General features: G+C 51.2%; 13 protein-coding genes. 12 read left to right on the top strand and 1 reads right to left on the bottom strand.

Annotated elements, in window-relative coordinates:
• The 12 genes from ACQY8X_RS18755 to ACQY8X_RS18700 all read left to right on the top strand — a co-directional run.
• Positions 1-649: SDR family NAD(P)-dependent oxidoreductase (locus ACQY8X_RS18755; protein WP_428036658.1), on the top strand; the 649-nt coding region annotated here is incomplete at its 5' end.
• 99 nt (positions 650-748) lie between these two features.
• The gene (locus ACQY8X_RS18750; RefSeq protein WP_428036657.1) at positions 749-1,705 is read left to right on the top strand and encodes a PDR/VanB family oxidoreductase; all 957 of its coding nucleotides are present in this window, start codon (positions 749-751) and stop codon (positions 1,703-1,705) included.
• Between the two features lie 204 nt (positions 1,706-1,909).
• Positions 1,910-2,929 carry a TRAP transporter substrate-binding protein gene (locus ACQY8X_RS18745; RefSeq protein WP_428036656.1) on the top strand — a complete coding sequence of 340 codons (1,020 nt, stop codon included), beginning with the start codon at positions 1,910-1,912 and terminating at the stop codon, positions 2,927-2,929.
• An 11-nt stretch (positions 2,930-2,940) separates the two neighbouring features.
• Complete coding sequence (locus tag ACQY8X_RS18740) at positions 2,941-3,495, top strand: TRAP transporter small permease (protein ID WP_428036655.1); 555 nt, start codon at positions 2,941-2,943, stop codon at positions 3,493-3,495.
• 3 nt (positions 3,496-3,498) lie between these two features.
• A complete protein-coding gene (locus ACQY8X_RS18735; RefSeq protein ID WP_428036654.1) occupies positions 3,499-4,815 on the top strand; it encodes a TRAP transporter large permease in 1,317 nt (438 codons plus the stop codon).
• An 87-nt stretch (positions 4,816-4,902) separates the two neighbouring features.
• Positions 4,903-5,391: a universal stress protein gene (locus tag ACQY8X_RS18730; protein WP_428036653.1), complete on the top strand. Its 489-nt coding sequence runs from the start codon at positions 4,903-4,905 to the stop codon at positions 5,389-5,391.
• Positions 5,392-5,590: 199 nt separating this feature from the next.
• Complete coding sequence (locus tag ACQY8X_RS18725) at positions 5,591-6,514, top strand: catechol 2,3-dioxygenase (protein ID WP_428036652.1); 924 nt, start codon at positions 5,591-5,593, stop codon at positions 6,512-6,514.
• Between the two features lie 123 nt (positions 6,515-6,637).
• Positions 6,638-7,567 (top strand): flavin reductase, encoded by a 930-nt coding sequence (locus ACQY8X_RS18720; protein ID WP_428036651.1) that lies wholly within the window; start codon positions 6,638-6,640, stop codon positions 7,565-7,567.
• 68 nt (positions 7,568-7,635) lie between these two features.
• A complete protein-coding gene (locus ACQY8X_RS18715; RefSeq protein WP_428036650.1) occupies positions 7,636-8,865 on the top strand; it encodes a multidrug effflux MFS transporter in 1,230 nt (409 codons plus the stop codon).
• A gap of 9 nt (positions 8,866-8,874) precedes the next feature.
• A complete protein-coding gene (locus ACQY8X_RS18710) occupies positions 8,875-9,252 on the top strand; it encodes a group II truncated hemoglobin (RefSeq protein WP_428036649.1) in 378 nt (125 codons plus the stop codon).
• 279 nt (positions 9,253-9,531) lie between these two features.
• On the top strand, positions 9,532-10,848 hold the full coding sequence (locus ACQY8X_RS18705; RefSeq protein ID WP_428036648.1) for a hypothetical protein: 1,317 nt from the start codon (positions 9,532-9,534) through the stop codon (positions 10,846-10,848).
• 73 nt (positions 10,849-10,921) lie between these two features.
• Complete coding sequence (locus ACQY8X_RS18700; protein ID WP_428036647.1) at positions 10,922-12,331, top strand: aldehyde dehydrogenase family protein; 1,410 nt, start codon at positions 10,922-10,924, stop codon at positions 12,329-12,331.
• A 293-nt stretch (positions 12,332-12,624) separates the two neighbouring features.
• Here the strand turns inward: ACQY8X_RS18700 and ACQY8X_RS18695 are convergent.
• The coding region (locus ACQY8X_RS18695) for an ATP-binding protein (RefSeq protein ID WP_428036646.1) at positions 12,625-15,954 on the bottom strand (3,330 nt) is incomplete at its 5' end.

Here is a 15,954-nt window from a genome sequence, read left to right as displayed (position 1 = left end):
CGATGCCAATCAGAGCGGTGCACAAGAGACGGCCCTTGAGATTGATGCCTCTCAGGAGCGGGTGATGGCGCTGAAGCTGGATGTACTGCTTAAGAGCGATTTTTCTGCTGCGCTTGAGGCTGCGGTTGCCCGTTTTGGCAAGGTCGATGCGCTGGTGAATAACGCAGCGATGACACCGACGACACCGGTGATGGAGATTACTCCGGAGGAGTTTGACAAGGTCGTCAGCGTGAATATGCGCGGAACCTTCTTCGGTTGTCAGGTGCTTGGCCAGTATTTTGCCGACAACGGCTATGGTCGCATCGTTAATCTGGCGTCACTGGCGGGACAGAATGGTGGCACCGCTTCCGGGGCTCACTATGCATCCAGCAAAGGCGCCATCCTGACGATGACGAAAATCTTTGCCCGTCAATTAGCAGAATCAGGTGTCACCGTGAACTCTGTGGCGCCGGGACCTATCGACCTGCCTTCAGTACGTGCACTGGTACCACCGGAACGTCTTGAGCAGATAATCAACGAGATGATTCCGGTTAAAGCGCTGGGTAATGCTGAGTTTGTTGCGGATATGGTGACGAAACTGGCAAGTCCCGAAGCGTCTTTTGTCACAGGCGCTGCCTGGGATGTAAATGGCGGAATTTTCATGCGCTAAGGCGTTAAGACCTGGGCGTTAAGACTGGGGCATTAAGACCCGGGAATTAAGTCGGGCCTGGAGTGCAGGCCCGGCAGTACGATTTTTAAGGGTGATATTATGAGCGCACAGCTGATTGATGTTGTTATTAGTAAACGTGAAGACCAGGCGGATGCCGTAGCGGTCTTTGAACTGATGGCAAAAGATGGCAATAACCTGCCTGCCTTTGATGCCGGGTCCCACATTGATGTGCATGTGGCACCTGACATCGTGCGTCAGTATTCCCTCAGTAACAACCCTGATAACAGTGCTGTCTATCGACTGGGGATTTTGAATGATCCTGCGTCACGGGGCGGCTCTGTTGCGATCCATAAGAACTTTCATGAGGGTGCTGAGATCCAGATCAGCGCCCCCCGTAACCATTTCCCTCTGGACCTGTCTGCAGAGCGCACCATTCTGGTGGGCGGTGGGATTGGTATCACCCCGATGCTGACCATGGCCTATACACTGCGGACGGCGGGTAAAGCGTTTGAACTGCATTACTGTTGCAGAACCCGCAGCAGTGCCGGTTTTCTCGATGAACTGGCCGCCGAGTTTGGTGATTGCGTAAAGCTGCACTTTGATGATGAGGGTGATGGGCAGCGTTTTGATCCTCAGGGAACTTTCGCGCCAGTGACAGCGGGTACTCATATCTATGTTTGTGGCCCTTCCGGCTTTATGGATTGGGTGATTGGAACCGCTGAAAAGGCCGGATTCGATAAACATAATATCCATTTTGAATATTTTAATGCGGATATCGACACCTCCGGTAAAGCCTTCGAGGTGGTAGCTGAGCAGAGTGGTGTCTCGGTGATGGTGGGTGAAAACCAGACCATTGTTGAAGCGCTTGAAGCGGCCGGTATCAGTGTTGATGTGTCCTGCGAACAGGGTGTCTGCGGCACCTGTCTGTGTGATGTGCTGGAAGGGACCCCTGAGCATAAAGACAAATTTCTGACTGAAGAGGAGAGGGAAGATAACGACCAGATTATCCTCTGCTGTTCACGTTCAAAAACCAGCAAGCTGGTGTTAGATATCTGATGCTGGTCACGGCAACAGGCTCAGCACTGCTGGTGAGCCGGTATGCGACCAGAGAAAAAGGTTACAAATAGATGAAATGTAAACTATTTTAAAGCCTTTTTTTCAGGTAGGTTATAAAGATGAGAGAAATAAGATGGGCAATTAAATAAACAATAATTCTTAAAAAATAAATATAACAAATGATAGCGATCCGGAGATTTTAAAATGAAAAAGTTCTTCAAAACAGTTGCTGTAGGGTTTGCATTAGCGGTGAGTCAGGGGGTAGCGCAAGCGGATACAACACTCACCCTTTCCTCGTGGTTGCCACCCACCCATCCCATTGTCTCAGAAATGATTGTGCCCTGGGTTAAACAGGTAGAAGAGGTCACCGACGGGCGGGTTAAAGTTAATATTTTAGCTAAAGGCCTGGGCCATCCCAAAGTCCATTATGATATTGCCCGTGATGGCTTAGCGGATATTACCTATAGCGTACACGGTTATACACCAGGTCGGTTTCCGCTGACTAAAGTGGTTGAATTTCCGTTTGGTGGTAACAGCGCTGAAGCACTATCGGTTGCTTACTGGAAAATCCATCAGAAATATCTCGCCAAGGCAAATGAGCATAAAGGAACTCAGTTGTTGAGTGTGTTTACTCATGGCCCTGGTCTGATTCATAACAGTAAAAAAACAGTCGCTTCTGCTGCTGATTTAAAAGGTATGAAGTTGCGTGTCGGTGGCGGTGTTGTTAACGAACTCGCCAGTTCTCTTGGTGCTGTGCCACTGATGAAACCTTCATCTAAAAGTTATGAAATCCTTTCTCACGGCGTAGCCGATGGCATCCTCTTTCCTGCGGAAACGGTGACCGCTTTCAATCTTCAGAATCTTGTTAAGTACACCACGATTGTTCCTGATGGTATGTACAACACCAGCTTCTTTCTGGTGATGAACAAAGATCGTTTCAAGAGTCTTTCTGAAAAGGATCAGGAAGCCATCATGAGTGTCTCTGGTGAAGCCTTTGCCCGTCTGGCGGGGAGTGTCTGGGATGCTGCCGATGCTGCTGCTATGGAAGAGCTGAAGGCGAATGGTAATGAGATAACTGTTGCCAACGATGCTTTCCTTGAAGAGATAAAAGAGCGCAGTGCTCCGCTTGAAGCTGCCTGGATTAAAGAAGCTGAAAAGCGTGGTGTTGATGGCGCAGCAGCGCTGGCTGAGCTGCGTGAAATGACAGCTAATTACGGTAAGTAATGAGAGGCACTATGAATATCCTTATCTCACTTTTCAGAGCGAAGGTATGGATCCACCCGCTTGAATTTCTATTCGAGCGGGTTCTCGCTTACATCGCGGCTTTGGCGATGTTTATTATGATGTCGGTGACGCTGATCGATGTCGTTGGTCGGGATCTGTTTTCGGCACCACTGCCCGGTGGGTTTGAAATTACCGAACTCTTACTCGCTTCCCTGATCTTTCTCGGACTCCCCATGGTGACTGCTGAAGGTTCCCATGTGGAAGTGGATATGATGGATTCAACGGTGCCAGCGTTTCTCAAACCGTTGCAGGATATCCTTATCTGCCTGGTGAACATTGTTGCCCTGGGAGTGATGTCCTGGATGATGTGGAAACTGGCTATCCGTACTTATGAGTATGAAGATACGACCGCGCTGCTGGAGATTCCCTATGCCGGTCTGGTCATTCTGATGGCATGCTGCTGTTCACTTTCAACCTGGGCGCTGATGATGATGCTTATTTTCAAACGGGGCAAAAAATTGTTTAGCCGGGATAATCGTAATCCCGAAACTGGGATGGTGGAGTGATTTATGGAGACTAGTCTTATCGGCTTTGCTATTTTGCTGATTATTATCTTCGCCCGTGTACCGCTTGGGATCGCGATGGGACTCGTAGGTGTCTGTGGTTTTGCTTACGTGCAGCAGGTTGAGTTTGGTAATCCAAGAGGTTGGGATGCCGCTTTAAACATGGTATCCCAGGTCTCCTTTGAAACCGGCTTGTCCTATAGTCTGTCGGTTGTACCACTGTTTATCCTGATGGGTAACTTTATTACCGGGGCGGGTTTGTCTTCGCAGCTATACCGGGCATCGAATGCCTTTCTCGGGCATTTCAAGGGCGGTTTAGCGCTGGCGACGGTGGTCTCATGCGGCGCTTTTTCGGCTGTCTGCGGTAGCTCGATGGCGACGGCCGCGACCATGTCAAAGGTGGCGATGCCTTCGATGCGCCGGTATAACTACTCCGATGGTCTGGCTGCCGGTTCTATTGCCGCAGGGGGAACGCTGGGTATCCTGATTCCGCCCAGCGTTATTCTGGTGGTTTACGGCATTCTCACCCAGAGTGATATCGGTCTGCTGTTTATTGCAGGTTTGCTGCCGGGCTTTCTCGGCATCGTTCTCTACATGGCGGCAGTCAGCGTGACAGTTAAGGTGAAACCCGAAGCGGGACCTGCCGGTGAACGTTCAAGCTGGCCCGAGCGCTTACAGGCTCTGAAAAGTGTCTGGACCATCTGTTTCCTGTTTTTCGTGGTTATGGGCGGGATCTACAGCGGTATCTTTACGCCGACTGAAGCTGCCGGTATTGGGGCTTCCGGTGCCTTCTTTATCGCGTTGTTCCGCGGGCGTCTGACGTTTGCCAGTCTGGTTGAAACACTGGTGGGTACTGTTCGCACTACCGCCATGCTGTTCTTTCTGGTGATTGGCGCGGTTCTTTTTTCGAACTTTATCAACCTGGCGGGGCTGCCGGACTCACTGCGTGACTTTGTCTTAAGCATGGAGCTTAGTCCTGTCTGGGTGATAATGGCGATAATCGCAATCTACATTTTGCTGGGTTGTGTGTTAGAAAGCATGTCGATGATTCTGCTAACCGTGCCGGTATTTTTCCCGCTGATACAGGCTATCGGGTTCGATCTGATCTGGTTTGGCATTCTGGTTGTTGTCGTTACCGAGATCAGTCTGATTACGCCGCCCGTTGGGCTCAACGTATTTGTCCTGAAATCAGTCCTGCCGGATGTTAAGTTATCAACGATTTTCAAAGGCGTTACCCCTTTCTGGATCGCAGATATTGTGCGTTTGATTCTGATAGCAACGATTCCTGCGATCTCATTGTTTTTACCGGGCATGGTGGGTTAATACCATGATGCTGATGATAGACCGCTTGTCTCTGAGATCTGGTTGGCTGATGTCAGCCAGATCCAACATAATCGGAGGAACATTACGATGATCCAGGATATTAAGAACGTTTTATACGCATCTGATCTGGGTGAAAGCTCGAAGCCAGCTTTTTATATGGCTGCCAGAGAGGCCTCCAGACATAAAGCCCAGATGACCTTTCTACATGTTGTCGATCCGGGTAACACCTCAACCAAAGCGTTAGTGGAGGGGTTTCTCAGCATGCCCTCGATGTCTGAAATGCGCAATGAAGGCATAGTAAAGCTGAAGTCATGGATGTCAAACCGGATCGAAGAGTTTTGTCTCAACGAACTTTCAGATCACGAACCCTTACAGCAGAAACCGCTTTCCCGGGTTGAAGAAGGCCCGGCAGCGGAGACCATTATCAGGGTTGCTGACGAGATGAAGGCGGATCTGATTGTTATGGGTTCCCGTACCCGTACACATTCACTGGTGGGCCGTTTCTTTCTGGGGTCAACCGCTCAGGCGGTATTACAACTGTCAGACCGGCCGGTGATGGTTGTGCCTATTAAGTAGTCTGCGGTCAGGAATCCGCGGTAAAGCCTGGCGCATTTCTATACCAGGCTTTTAGCAACAAGTACTTAATAAAGTATCAGAATATTAAAATAACAGAGTTTTATGCTGACGTGTGGATCAGACCGTTAAGCGCGGTACTGACTGAGGTTAATGGCTGTCCGCAGGTATCAACAATAACAATAAAGTTAAGGAATGAACGATGAGAAAAGGTGTCATGCGCCCGGGACATGTGCAAATAAGCGTCCTGGATCTGGAAGAAGCGGTGTCTCATTATGGTGATCTGCTGGGGCTTATTGAGATGGACCGTGACGATCAGGGGCGGGTTTATCTGAAAGGCTGGACAGAGGTCGATAAGTTCTCTGTCGTACTCAGAAAAGCAGATGCTCCCGGAATGGACTTTATGGGCTTCAAAGTGCTGAACGATGAAGTACTGGAAACCCTCGAGAAGGATTTACAGGACTATGGGTGTTCAGTTGAACATATTGCCGCCGGGGAATTAAAAGGTTGTGGCCGTCGTGTCCGGTTTAAGGCACCGACGGGGCATAATTTTGAACTCTATGCTGATAAAGAACAGACCGGCAAGTGGGGCGTCTCTAATGTCAATCCCGAAGCCTGGCCGCGGGATCTGAAGGGGATGAAAGCTACCCGTTTTGATCACTGTCTGCTTTACGGACCCAATGTCGAGGCAACCTATGAACTGTTCAGGGATGTGCTCGGATTCGATCTGGCCGAACAGGTTGTCGATCCTGACGATAACAGAATCGCCGCCTTTCTGACCACGGGTATGAAAGCCCATGATGTTGCCTTTATCGACTGTCCTGAGCCGAACAAGTTTCATCATGCATCATTCTTTCTCGATTCCTGGGAGGCGGTGATGCGGGCGGCCGACCTGATCACCATGACAGATACTTCCATTGATATTGGGCCAACCCGTCATGGGCTGACTCACGGTCAGACAGTGTATTTCTTTGATCCATCCGGTAATCGCAATGAAGTGTTCTGTGGAGGAGATTACCACTACCCGGATCATCCGCCAGTTACCTGGAAAGCTGAAGATCTGGGTAAAGCAATTTTCTATCATGACCGGGTGCTGAATGAGCGCTTCCTGAGTGTTCTCACCTGATCTGTTCTGTTATCTGTATCGCCACCTGAAACCCGGTTTCAGGTGGACTTTGACTGGCTCCTGGCTGTTATCGGTTTTGTTTTTTTAATACCTACAGTTAGATAAGCACAAAAGGTGATTAATATGAGTATGCAAGATTTTGATGTGCGTGATTTTCGCCGCGCGCTTTCGCAATTTCCGACCGGTGTTACGGTTATCACAACAAAGGACCAGCAGGGCCAGCCGATCGGTGTGACCGCCAGCAGCTTCAACTCTGTGTCTGTTGAGCCACCTTTGATTCTGTGGAGTATTGATAAGGGCGCGCACAGTCTGGCGGCCTTTGAAAACTCGCAACACTTTGCGGTGAATGTGCTGAGCCGGGATCAGGTAGATCTGTCTAACCGGTTTGCCAGCCGTGGCGAAGATAAGTTTAAAGATGTTGTCTATGACAAAGGGGTGGGCGACAGCCCGTTGCTGAACGACTATTCGGCCCAGTTTGAATGTAAAACCTGGGCCGTATATGAAGGCGGTGATCACCTGATCCTGGTGGGTGAGGTGCTGCATTACCGCTATCACGACAGCAACCTGCCACTGGTATTTGCCCGGGGGAGCTATTCCGTCTCCAGCCAGCACCCGTCCACGGTTAAATACGATGCCGGAGATGAATCCGGTGAGTTTATCTCAGACTATCTGCTGTATATGTTGCGTGAGTCCTATAATCGCTTCAGTTCAGATCTTTATCCGAAGTTGCAGGCAGAAGGGGGTGTCAATCCAGAAGAGTGGCGCATACTGGCGATGCTCCGTGATCATGGTGCTATGAAAACCGACGATCTGGCTCCCTTAGTGATGCAGCCAGCTGTAGCGCTGATACAGACTGCTGAGTGGATGCAGGACCGGGGACTGATTGAGTTGGTCGACGGTTCGCTGAGTTTGTTGCCTGCGGGTATCTCGCTGGCCGATAAACTGCTGGATCTCGCCAGGCAGCACGAAGCTGAAGTTCTGAGCGCTCTGTCTGATGACCAGTCCAGACAGTTGAAAAATGGCTTACGAGCGATTATGGAAAGCCGCCCTTAAATACGTTTTTTTAACATCAACGGGCCTGAATCTATGTTGAAACCCTGTCTGCCGTTTGCGAGTACTCAATGAAACAGCTAAAACTGCACCATCCGTCTGGAGAGTTTGTTGCCCTGATGGCGCTGTTGATGTGCATGGTGGCGCTCTCGATCGATGCGGTTTTGCCAGGTTTGGGGCCGATGGCGTCAGACCTGAATGTCAGCGACAGCAATGATATTCAGCTGGTGATTGCGATTGTCTATGCCGGTATGGCTGTCGGGCAGTTAATCTATGGCTTTCTGGCCGATGCGAAAGGGCGCAAAGTCGCTATCTCTCTGGGAATTCTGATCTTTGTACTCGGCAGTCTGGTGGCACTGTTTTCTGAAAACCTGGAGATGATGCTGCTGGGCCGTTTTATGCAGGGCCTGGGTGCTGCGGGGCCCAGAACCATTACCCTGGCGATTATCCGCGATCAGTATAAAGGCAATGAGATGGCCCGGGTGCTGTCGCTGGTGATGACAATCTTTATCATCTCGCCGGTGGTCGCCCCGCTGATCGGTCAGGGAATACTCTGGTTATTTGGCTGGCGACAGATCTTTATTTTTCTGCTCGGTTTAGCCAGCATCGCCTGGCTATGGTTCTGGTTACGGCAACCGGAGACGCTGGCCGTTGAGGACCGAGTGCCTTTTTCAGTTAACGAGACGCTGAGAAACCTGCGGCGGATGGTAAACGAGCATGCTGCGGTTTATTACGTGATTGCGCTGGGATTTATCTTTGGTGCCTTTATCGGTTTTCTCAACACCGTGCAGCCGGTTTTACAAGGGATCTATAAAATGGGGGCGGCTTTTCCGCTACTGTTCGCCACCCTGACCATTAGTTTTGCGGCGGCCTCATACCTGAATTCACGCTTAGTGATGCGCGTTGGCACCAAACGGCTAGCGCTGAGTGCCGCGGTGATGGTGGTGTTACTCTCGTCGGTTATGTATCTGATTACTTTTTTGTTGCAGGGGGTTCCGCCGCTCTGGGGGCTGATGATCTATCTCGGGGTGACCCTGTTTTTTGTCGGGCTACAGTTTGGTAATCTGAATGCTATGGCAATGGAGCCGTTTGGCCATATTGCAGGCACCGCATCGGCAGTCATTGGTAATGTCTCAACACTGTTGGCGGTGGTGTCCGGCACTCTGGTGGGGCAACTGTTTGATGGTACTGTGTTACCTTTAGTGGCAGGCTTTGGCGTATTGGCCAGTGGCGCTGCACTGTTTATTCACAGAGCGAATGCCATCCACAGCCAGCGTCCGGTTAAATTAGTTAAGTCATAGGAAGGTTTTATGTCGACTCCATACGAGCTACTCGGCGGTGAGGCCGGTGTCAGAGCGCTGGCGAACGAGCTTTACAAGGTGATGTCACAACGCGCTGAAGCCAGCACGATTCGCGCGATGCATGCAAAAGATACCTCAGAGGTTGCGGAAAAACTGTTTATGTTTTTATCCGGCTGGGTGGGCGGCCCGGACCTCTATTTTCAAAAATATGGAACCGTCTGTCTGTCGAGTCAGCACGCCAGGTTTACGATCGGCAGTGACGAACGGGATCAGTGGTTGCGCTGCATGGATCAGGCTCTGGTCAATCTGAATGCTTCAGAAGAGCTGATTCAAATGTTGAAAGAGCCTGTATTCAATCTGGCTGAGATGATGCGTAACGCTGAATAGCGGCTAGTCTTCTTAATCATCCGGGCTTTCTTACGCTTAGAAAGCCCATATTCTCCGCTTGTTATATTTCGTTACATCTTCATACAACATTATACATTTCCACGGAATCTGGTTTACACCCTCAGGCTACTCTGTTTCCTGTGCTCAGTCTGTCCTGACCTGTATAGAGTTCTCCCCCTTCGAACTCTGACAGGTTAATCGGCAGCCATTGCAAGACAGCGGCGATGATCCGCTGCCTGACGATTATAAAAATATCGCGTGTTCGCGGAGGAAATATCGATGAAGAAATCAAATGGCCATAACCTGTCTGGTTACCTGCTATCTGCTGCAGTCGCTGCGGCAACGGCAGCCATGGCTATGCCGGCACAGGCTTACAACCTCTACTCACAGGATGGGACTGAGGTTAATCTGGATGTGGAAGCTGTTGTTGGTGTGTTCAGCAGTGATGAAACCTATGGTAATAGTGAGTCAAAACCAGGCTGGCAGGAAGGCTATATTAAGTATGGTTTCAGCGGTACTCGCGAGCTGAGTAATGGGGTATCCCTGTTTGGCGCTGCTAATGCTGTGTCTTCCGGCACCTGGGGTGATGGCGATGCTGCAGGGTTAACAACCGGTGATGAGAGCAAAACTAAAATTGAAGACCTTTACGCAGGTTTCCGCACCGATATGTTTGAGCTTTCCGTTGGTCGTCAGAATCTGAGCATCGGTGATGGTTTTATTCTTAATGGCGATTCACTTAATTTAGGTAAAGGCCTTGAGGGTATTGACCCTGCGTTTGAGCCTGACCGAGGTGGTGCTTACTGGCTGGCGGCCCGTAAAGCATTTGATAAAACTGTGGTTGCCCGTGTTGGCGGCGAAGATGGCGTACGCTCAGATATTTTCTGGTTAGAGTCAGATAACGCCGGTCAGGCCAGTATGGAGCTGGCGGGTATCAATCTTGAGTATGTGACTGAAAAAGGCACCTTTGGCGCGATGTATATCAAAGGCCTGGGTGTGGATGCTGGAGAAGCCGCATTCATGGGGCTTGAGGGGCGTGATGGTCAGAAAACCATCAGCGTTCGCTATCAGGGTAATGCCGGTGTTGAAAACCTGTTCCTCTCTTCGGAGTATGTTTCTCAGGAAGATGGTGTTAGTGGTGATGACACAAACGCCTGGTATGCCGAAGCAGGCTGGACCTTTGCTGATGCGCCATGGGCACCCAGTGTGAACTACCGCTTCACCAGCTACGATGAAGGCTATGATCCACTGTTCTTCGGCTTTAGCCGGGGCTACGGCACCTGGTTCCAGGGTGAGGTTGCAGCAAACTATGCGGGACCATTCGGTACCGGTACCGATATTCACTACCTGGGGGTAACCGCACATCCGACCGAGATGCTCACCGTGGGCGCCGGTTACTTCAACTTTGAAGACAAGAACGATACTGATTCAGTGGATATGTCTGCTAATGAGCTGAATATCTGGGCTGAATGGGTGGCGATGGATCATCTGATTATCAGTCCGGTACTGGGTTTCTACACACCGGATAATGCTAACAGCACGCAGGGTAACGATGACACCAATACCTACGCACAGGTTATCGCTATCGTACCGTTCTGATTAATCCAACATAATGATAAAAAAACAGGGCTTCGGCAGAGGCCCTGTATCTCTCCAGCAAAGGAATATGAGTATGAAAGAGTATTCACTGATAATAAATGGTCAGAAGACCGCGCCTCAGGGTGGTTTTTTTGACGTTCTGAACCCGGCGACCGAAGCAGTGGTTGCTCTCTGCCCTCAGGCAACTGTTGAACAGCTGGATGCAGCGGTTAGCGCAGCACAGACCTGTTACGAAAGCTGGCAGCATTCCAGCGATGCCGAGCGGAAAAAGTTGCTGCACGATATCGCTGACCGGATTGAGGCGAATGCCGCTGAGCTGGCGCAGATTATCGTTGAGGAGCAGGGTAAGCCGCTGTTTCTGGCACAGATGGAGGTCGGCGGTGCTGTTGCCTGGACCCGCGCCACCGCTGAGCTGGAAATGCCGGTGGATATTCTTGAAGACAGTGACACTAAACGGGTGGAGGTGCATCGTAAGCCTCTTGGCGTCGTTGGTTCTATCACGCCGTGGAACTGGCCACTGATGATCGCTGTCTGGCATATCATGCCGGCGATCCGTTCCGGTAATACAGTGGTTTCTAAGCCTTCCGGCCTGACGCCGCTGAATACTATCCGTCTGGTGGAGATTATCAATGAAGTGGCGCCTCCAGGGCTGGTGAATGTTGTCACCGGTGAAACGGGTATCGGCAGCGGTATGACCAAACATCCGGGTATCCGCAAAATTGTATTTACCGGATCGACCCCTACCGGGCAGACCATTATGCGCAGTGCCGCCGATAACCTTAAACGCCTGACTCTGGAGCTGGGCGGCAATGATGCCGGTATCGTGCTGCCGGATGCAGATCCTGCAACGGTTGCTGAGGGTATTTTCCAGACCGCGTTCCTTAATATGGGACAAACCTGCGCCGCGCTGAAGCGTCTCTATGTGCATGACTCTATCTATGAAGAGTTGTGTGAAAAGCTGGCGGATGTCGCGGCAAAACAGGTGCTGGGTAATGGTCTGGATGAAGGTGTAACCTTCGGTCCGGTACAGAACCGTGCTCAGCTGAATCTGGTAAACGAGCTGGTAGAAGACGCCCGTGCCAATGGTGCCCGGATTATCTGTGGTGGTTCTCTGGTGGACGGTGCCGGTTATTTTTATCCTCCGACACTGGTGGCTGATGTGACTGACGGCTGCCGTCTGGTGGATGAAGAGCAGTTCGGTCCGGTTCTGCCTATTATCCGTTACACCGATGTTGAAGATGCGATCAAACGCGCTAACGCAGCAGATGTGGGGCTGGGTGGATCTGTCTGGTCGTCAGACATTGCTAAAGCGACGCAGATTGCCGGACGTCTGGAGTGTGGTACGGCCTGGATCAATGGTCATGCAGAGCTGTTGCCTTATGCGCCTTTTGGTGGCTGCAAGATGTCAGGCTTCGGTGTTGAGTTTGGTCAGGAAGGTCTGATGGAATATACCTCTGCACAGGTTCTTAATATCAATAAATAATCGTTGATGCTAAGTGCCCGGCACAGCATAGGAAGCAGCCTGATTAAGTGGTAAAGGCTGCTTTCTGTTATCGCTTTTTATACTTATTTCGCCTCTGTTTATCAGAACTCTCTGTTTATCAGAACTCTCTGTTAAATCCTGTTTCTTGATCGCCCTGCCGGGAGCGTATCCCGGTGCTCTCGTTTTCCGGAGCTCTCGTTATCCGGGGCCTCGTTTTCCGGAGCCTTCTTCCTGGCTATAAACGATAGCTTTGCCCCTCTGATGAGGGGCTTTTTTTCTACCTTTTATTGCCGCTAGTTGCTGGTCTCGCTCTGCTGACTAAACTGGCGCAACGCTGCAAGACCACTAGCCACCAGACTCTTCAGTTCGTCGCAGGTGGTTGGGCGGATAGCTTCATGAGCTGTCTCAATCGCTTTACTCCGCACGGCCAGTGCACTCAGACCGAAATTTGCCGCTGCGCCCGCCAGTTGATGGGCTAAACTTTGCATCGCCTTAAAATCTTCCGCCTCGTATGCCTGCTGCATCTTCTCAGTCAGTTGCTGACATTGCTGTTCTAGCTGATCAAGCAGACGGATAAATTTCTCAGGGCCTAACATGCTGCAATGCTGATCAACCAGATGTTCATCGAGCATGGTCGTAACCTCATTTTTAGTGGTCATTGTCTCTGAAGGACTCGGCACAGATACGTGAAGCCCGGTATTGTTAACGGCTGCCGGGTGTTGACTCAATAGTTGTTGTAACTCGGTAAACTGCAGGGGTTTGCCAATCACCGCATCGATCCCGGCGGCATGATAGTTGTTGATCTCCGCTTCGGTAATACTGGCGGTCAGGGCGATCACCCGCACATTGGCTTTTTCCGGCGTGCGATGCTGGCGGATTCTGCGGGTGGTTTCCATGCCATCCATATCCGGCAGATGGATATCCATCAGTATCAGATCGTAGTCGTGCTGATCATGTTTCTGCAGGGCGGTATAACCGTTTTCGGCGATCTCGACCCGGTGGCCATCGCTTTCCAGCAGGCCTTTCGCCACCTGTTGATTGATGGGCGTATCCTCGACCAGCAAAATATCCAGTGGTGTTGGCGCTGTGGGGGCAGGCTGGTTGTCTATCAGGTTGTCCTGCTCTGCTGTTGTAAGCGCATAGGGGATGCTGAACCAGAACTGGCTGCCCTGTCCCGCGCTGCTGTTAAAGCCGATCTCGCCCTGTTGCAGTTCAACCATTTTCTTGCTGATGGCAAGTCCCAGACCGGTGCCACCGTAGCGGCGGGTAATGGACGAGTCTGCCTGCGAGAAGTGCTGGAAGATCCGGTGGTGCGACTCCTCAGGAATACCGATGCCACTATCTGCAACCGTAAAGCGGATTCTGGCGGTCTGCTTACTCTGAAGGGCGTCGACCGAAATTTTAACGTAGCCCTGCTGGGTAAACTTAATGGCATTGGCGCAGAGGTTCATCAATACCTGTACCAGACTACGCCGGTCACCGAAAACCCTGTCGGGCAACGAGTCACTGATCGCCAGTTCCAGTGACAGGTGTTTTTCCAGTGTCATTGGCCGCAGCATCAACTCCAGTTCATTGAGCACCTGTCTGACGGAGAAGGGCGCGTTGTGCAGCTCCACCTGACCCGCTTCAGCCTTGGTGAAATCGAGCACATCATTGAGAATAGACAGGAGATTCTGACCGGATTGGTAGATCGCCTCGACCTGTTCCTGCTGATCAGGAAGAAGATTGCCTTTATTGAGCAACTGGGCCATCCCCAGAATACCGTTCATCGGGGTTCTGATCTCGTGGCTGATGGTCGCCAGGAATTCAGACTTTGCCTGACTGGCGGCTTCTGATTTTTGCAGATTCAGCTGCGCCTGTTCCTTCGCTTTGCGTTCGGTGATATTGCTGAGTGATCCCTCGTAGTAGACAACATTACCCTGGTCATCCATCTCCCGGCGTGCCGAGATGGAGACATTTACCGGGGTGCCATCACGGCGCAGCCACTCGGTTTCGAAGCCGAGCACCCGGTTATCGGCAGATAACTGACTGAGGAAACTGTGCAGATCCGTGCTGTTGGCAAAGCACTGACTGCCGATATCGGTGATGGTGCGAAGAAACTCCTGCGGGTTGGAATAGCCTAACAGCTCAGCCAGCGCCGGGTTAGCCGAGATAAAATGCCCCTGCGCACTGGCCCTGAAAATGGCTTCAACGGTGTTTTCAAACAGTGAGCGAAACTCCTGTTCTGACTGTTCCAGGCTGGAGTATAACTTGGCATTTTCGATGGAGATGGCCGCCTGGGCCGAGAGTATTTGCAGGGTTTCCATGCGTGATGGATCGAATACATTCCGACTTTCATTGTTTTCCAGATAGAGCAGGGCGGTCAGTTCGCCGTGGTAGAGGATCGGCATACACAGCAGCGAACGGGGTTTGTGCGCCCGGATATAACTATCCTGCATAAACATATCGTGACTGTGGGCATCACTGAGCACCACAATCTCCTTGGTGCGGGCGGTATAGTGAACGATACTGACCGGCAACCTGGTGCAGCCATCCAGCGTGAGGTTTTTGAAGAATCGGGGCGGCTGATCCAGCTCGGTTTCCGCTTCGATATAGTATTCGTCCCGCTCTTTAAGGATGAGAATAGCCCGCTGGGCTCCGGCACTTTCCAGCGCCAGTGCCATCAGCCTGCCGAGCAGCTTCTCCAGCACGATTTCATCGGAAATGGCCTGGGAGGAGCGGATAACCGAGATGGTATCCAGCTGCTGATTGGAAAAGGTTTCGCCGTCATCTGTGCTGGTCAGTGCTTTGTTCTTTTCATTGTTGCTGATGCTTCGACTGGCGAATAATGCCGGATAGCGATTCTGTAACTGTTGCAGCTTTGGCCTGATCTGCAGCCGCAGATAGCTGTCCCAGGCATCATTGAGATAGGTGTGGGCAATGTTCTGTTTATCCCACTGCATATAGCAACGGCCCGCCATCTCTGTGGCAAGTGCGGCCGCCAGATGAAAATGGTTCTGTTGAGCAGAGCTGATGGCCGCATCATAATAGTCCATCGCTTTGTGAAACTGGCGGGTGACCCGATACAGCTCGGCTTGCAGCAGCGCAGCAAAATGCTGGTGATTTTCAGGGCAGTGGCGGGCCAGACGTTTGGCTCTGCGAAGTGCTCTGCGTATAGGTTTCAGCTTGTGGTTTTGCTGCAGAATACTGATCTCAGAGAGTAGAGCGAGTCTCGACAGGGCGGTCATATATTCAAAGCAGGGAGAGGAGTAGGTACCGACGATATGTGGCAGATAGGGCGAGCCTGTTTCGCAATGCCAGTTAGCCTGTTGATAGTCTTCAAAAATAAAGCAGAGCAGCGCACAGTAGTGGTGATAGGTGGCGATCGCGGTGCGATGGTCTTCACTGTGGTGTTCATCCAGCATGGTCTGATTGAAAAAGCGGCCAAACAACCGGGTTGGGTCTTCATTTTTACCCAGCAGGTTATCAATGGCCTGCAATGCCTGGAGTGAATACTGTATCGATGGTTTTTGCCCGTATTGCAGCAGTGAGGTGGTGTAGTTTTCCAGTGTCGGCTGTAACTCTGCGAAATTGTCTGTCTGGGTAAACGCATACTGAATCCAGGCTGCCAGACTATAGCTGCC

It is taken from the genome of Amphritea sp., from assembly GCF_050300915.1.
Taxonomy (GTDB): domain Bacteria; phylum Pseudomonadota; class Gammaproteobacteria; order Pseudomonadales; family Balneatricaceae; genus Amphritea.
This window is presented reverse-complemented; position numbering and strand designations above follow the sequence as displayed.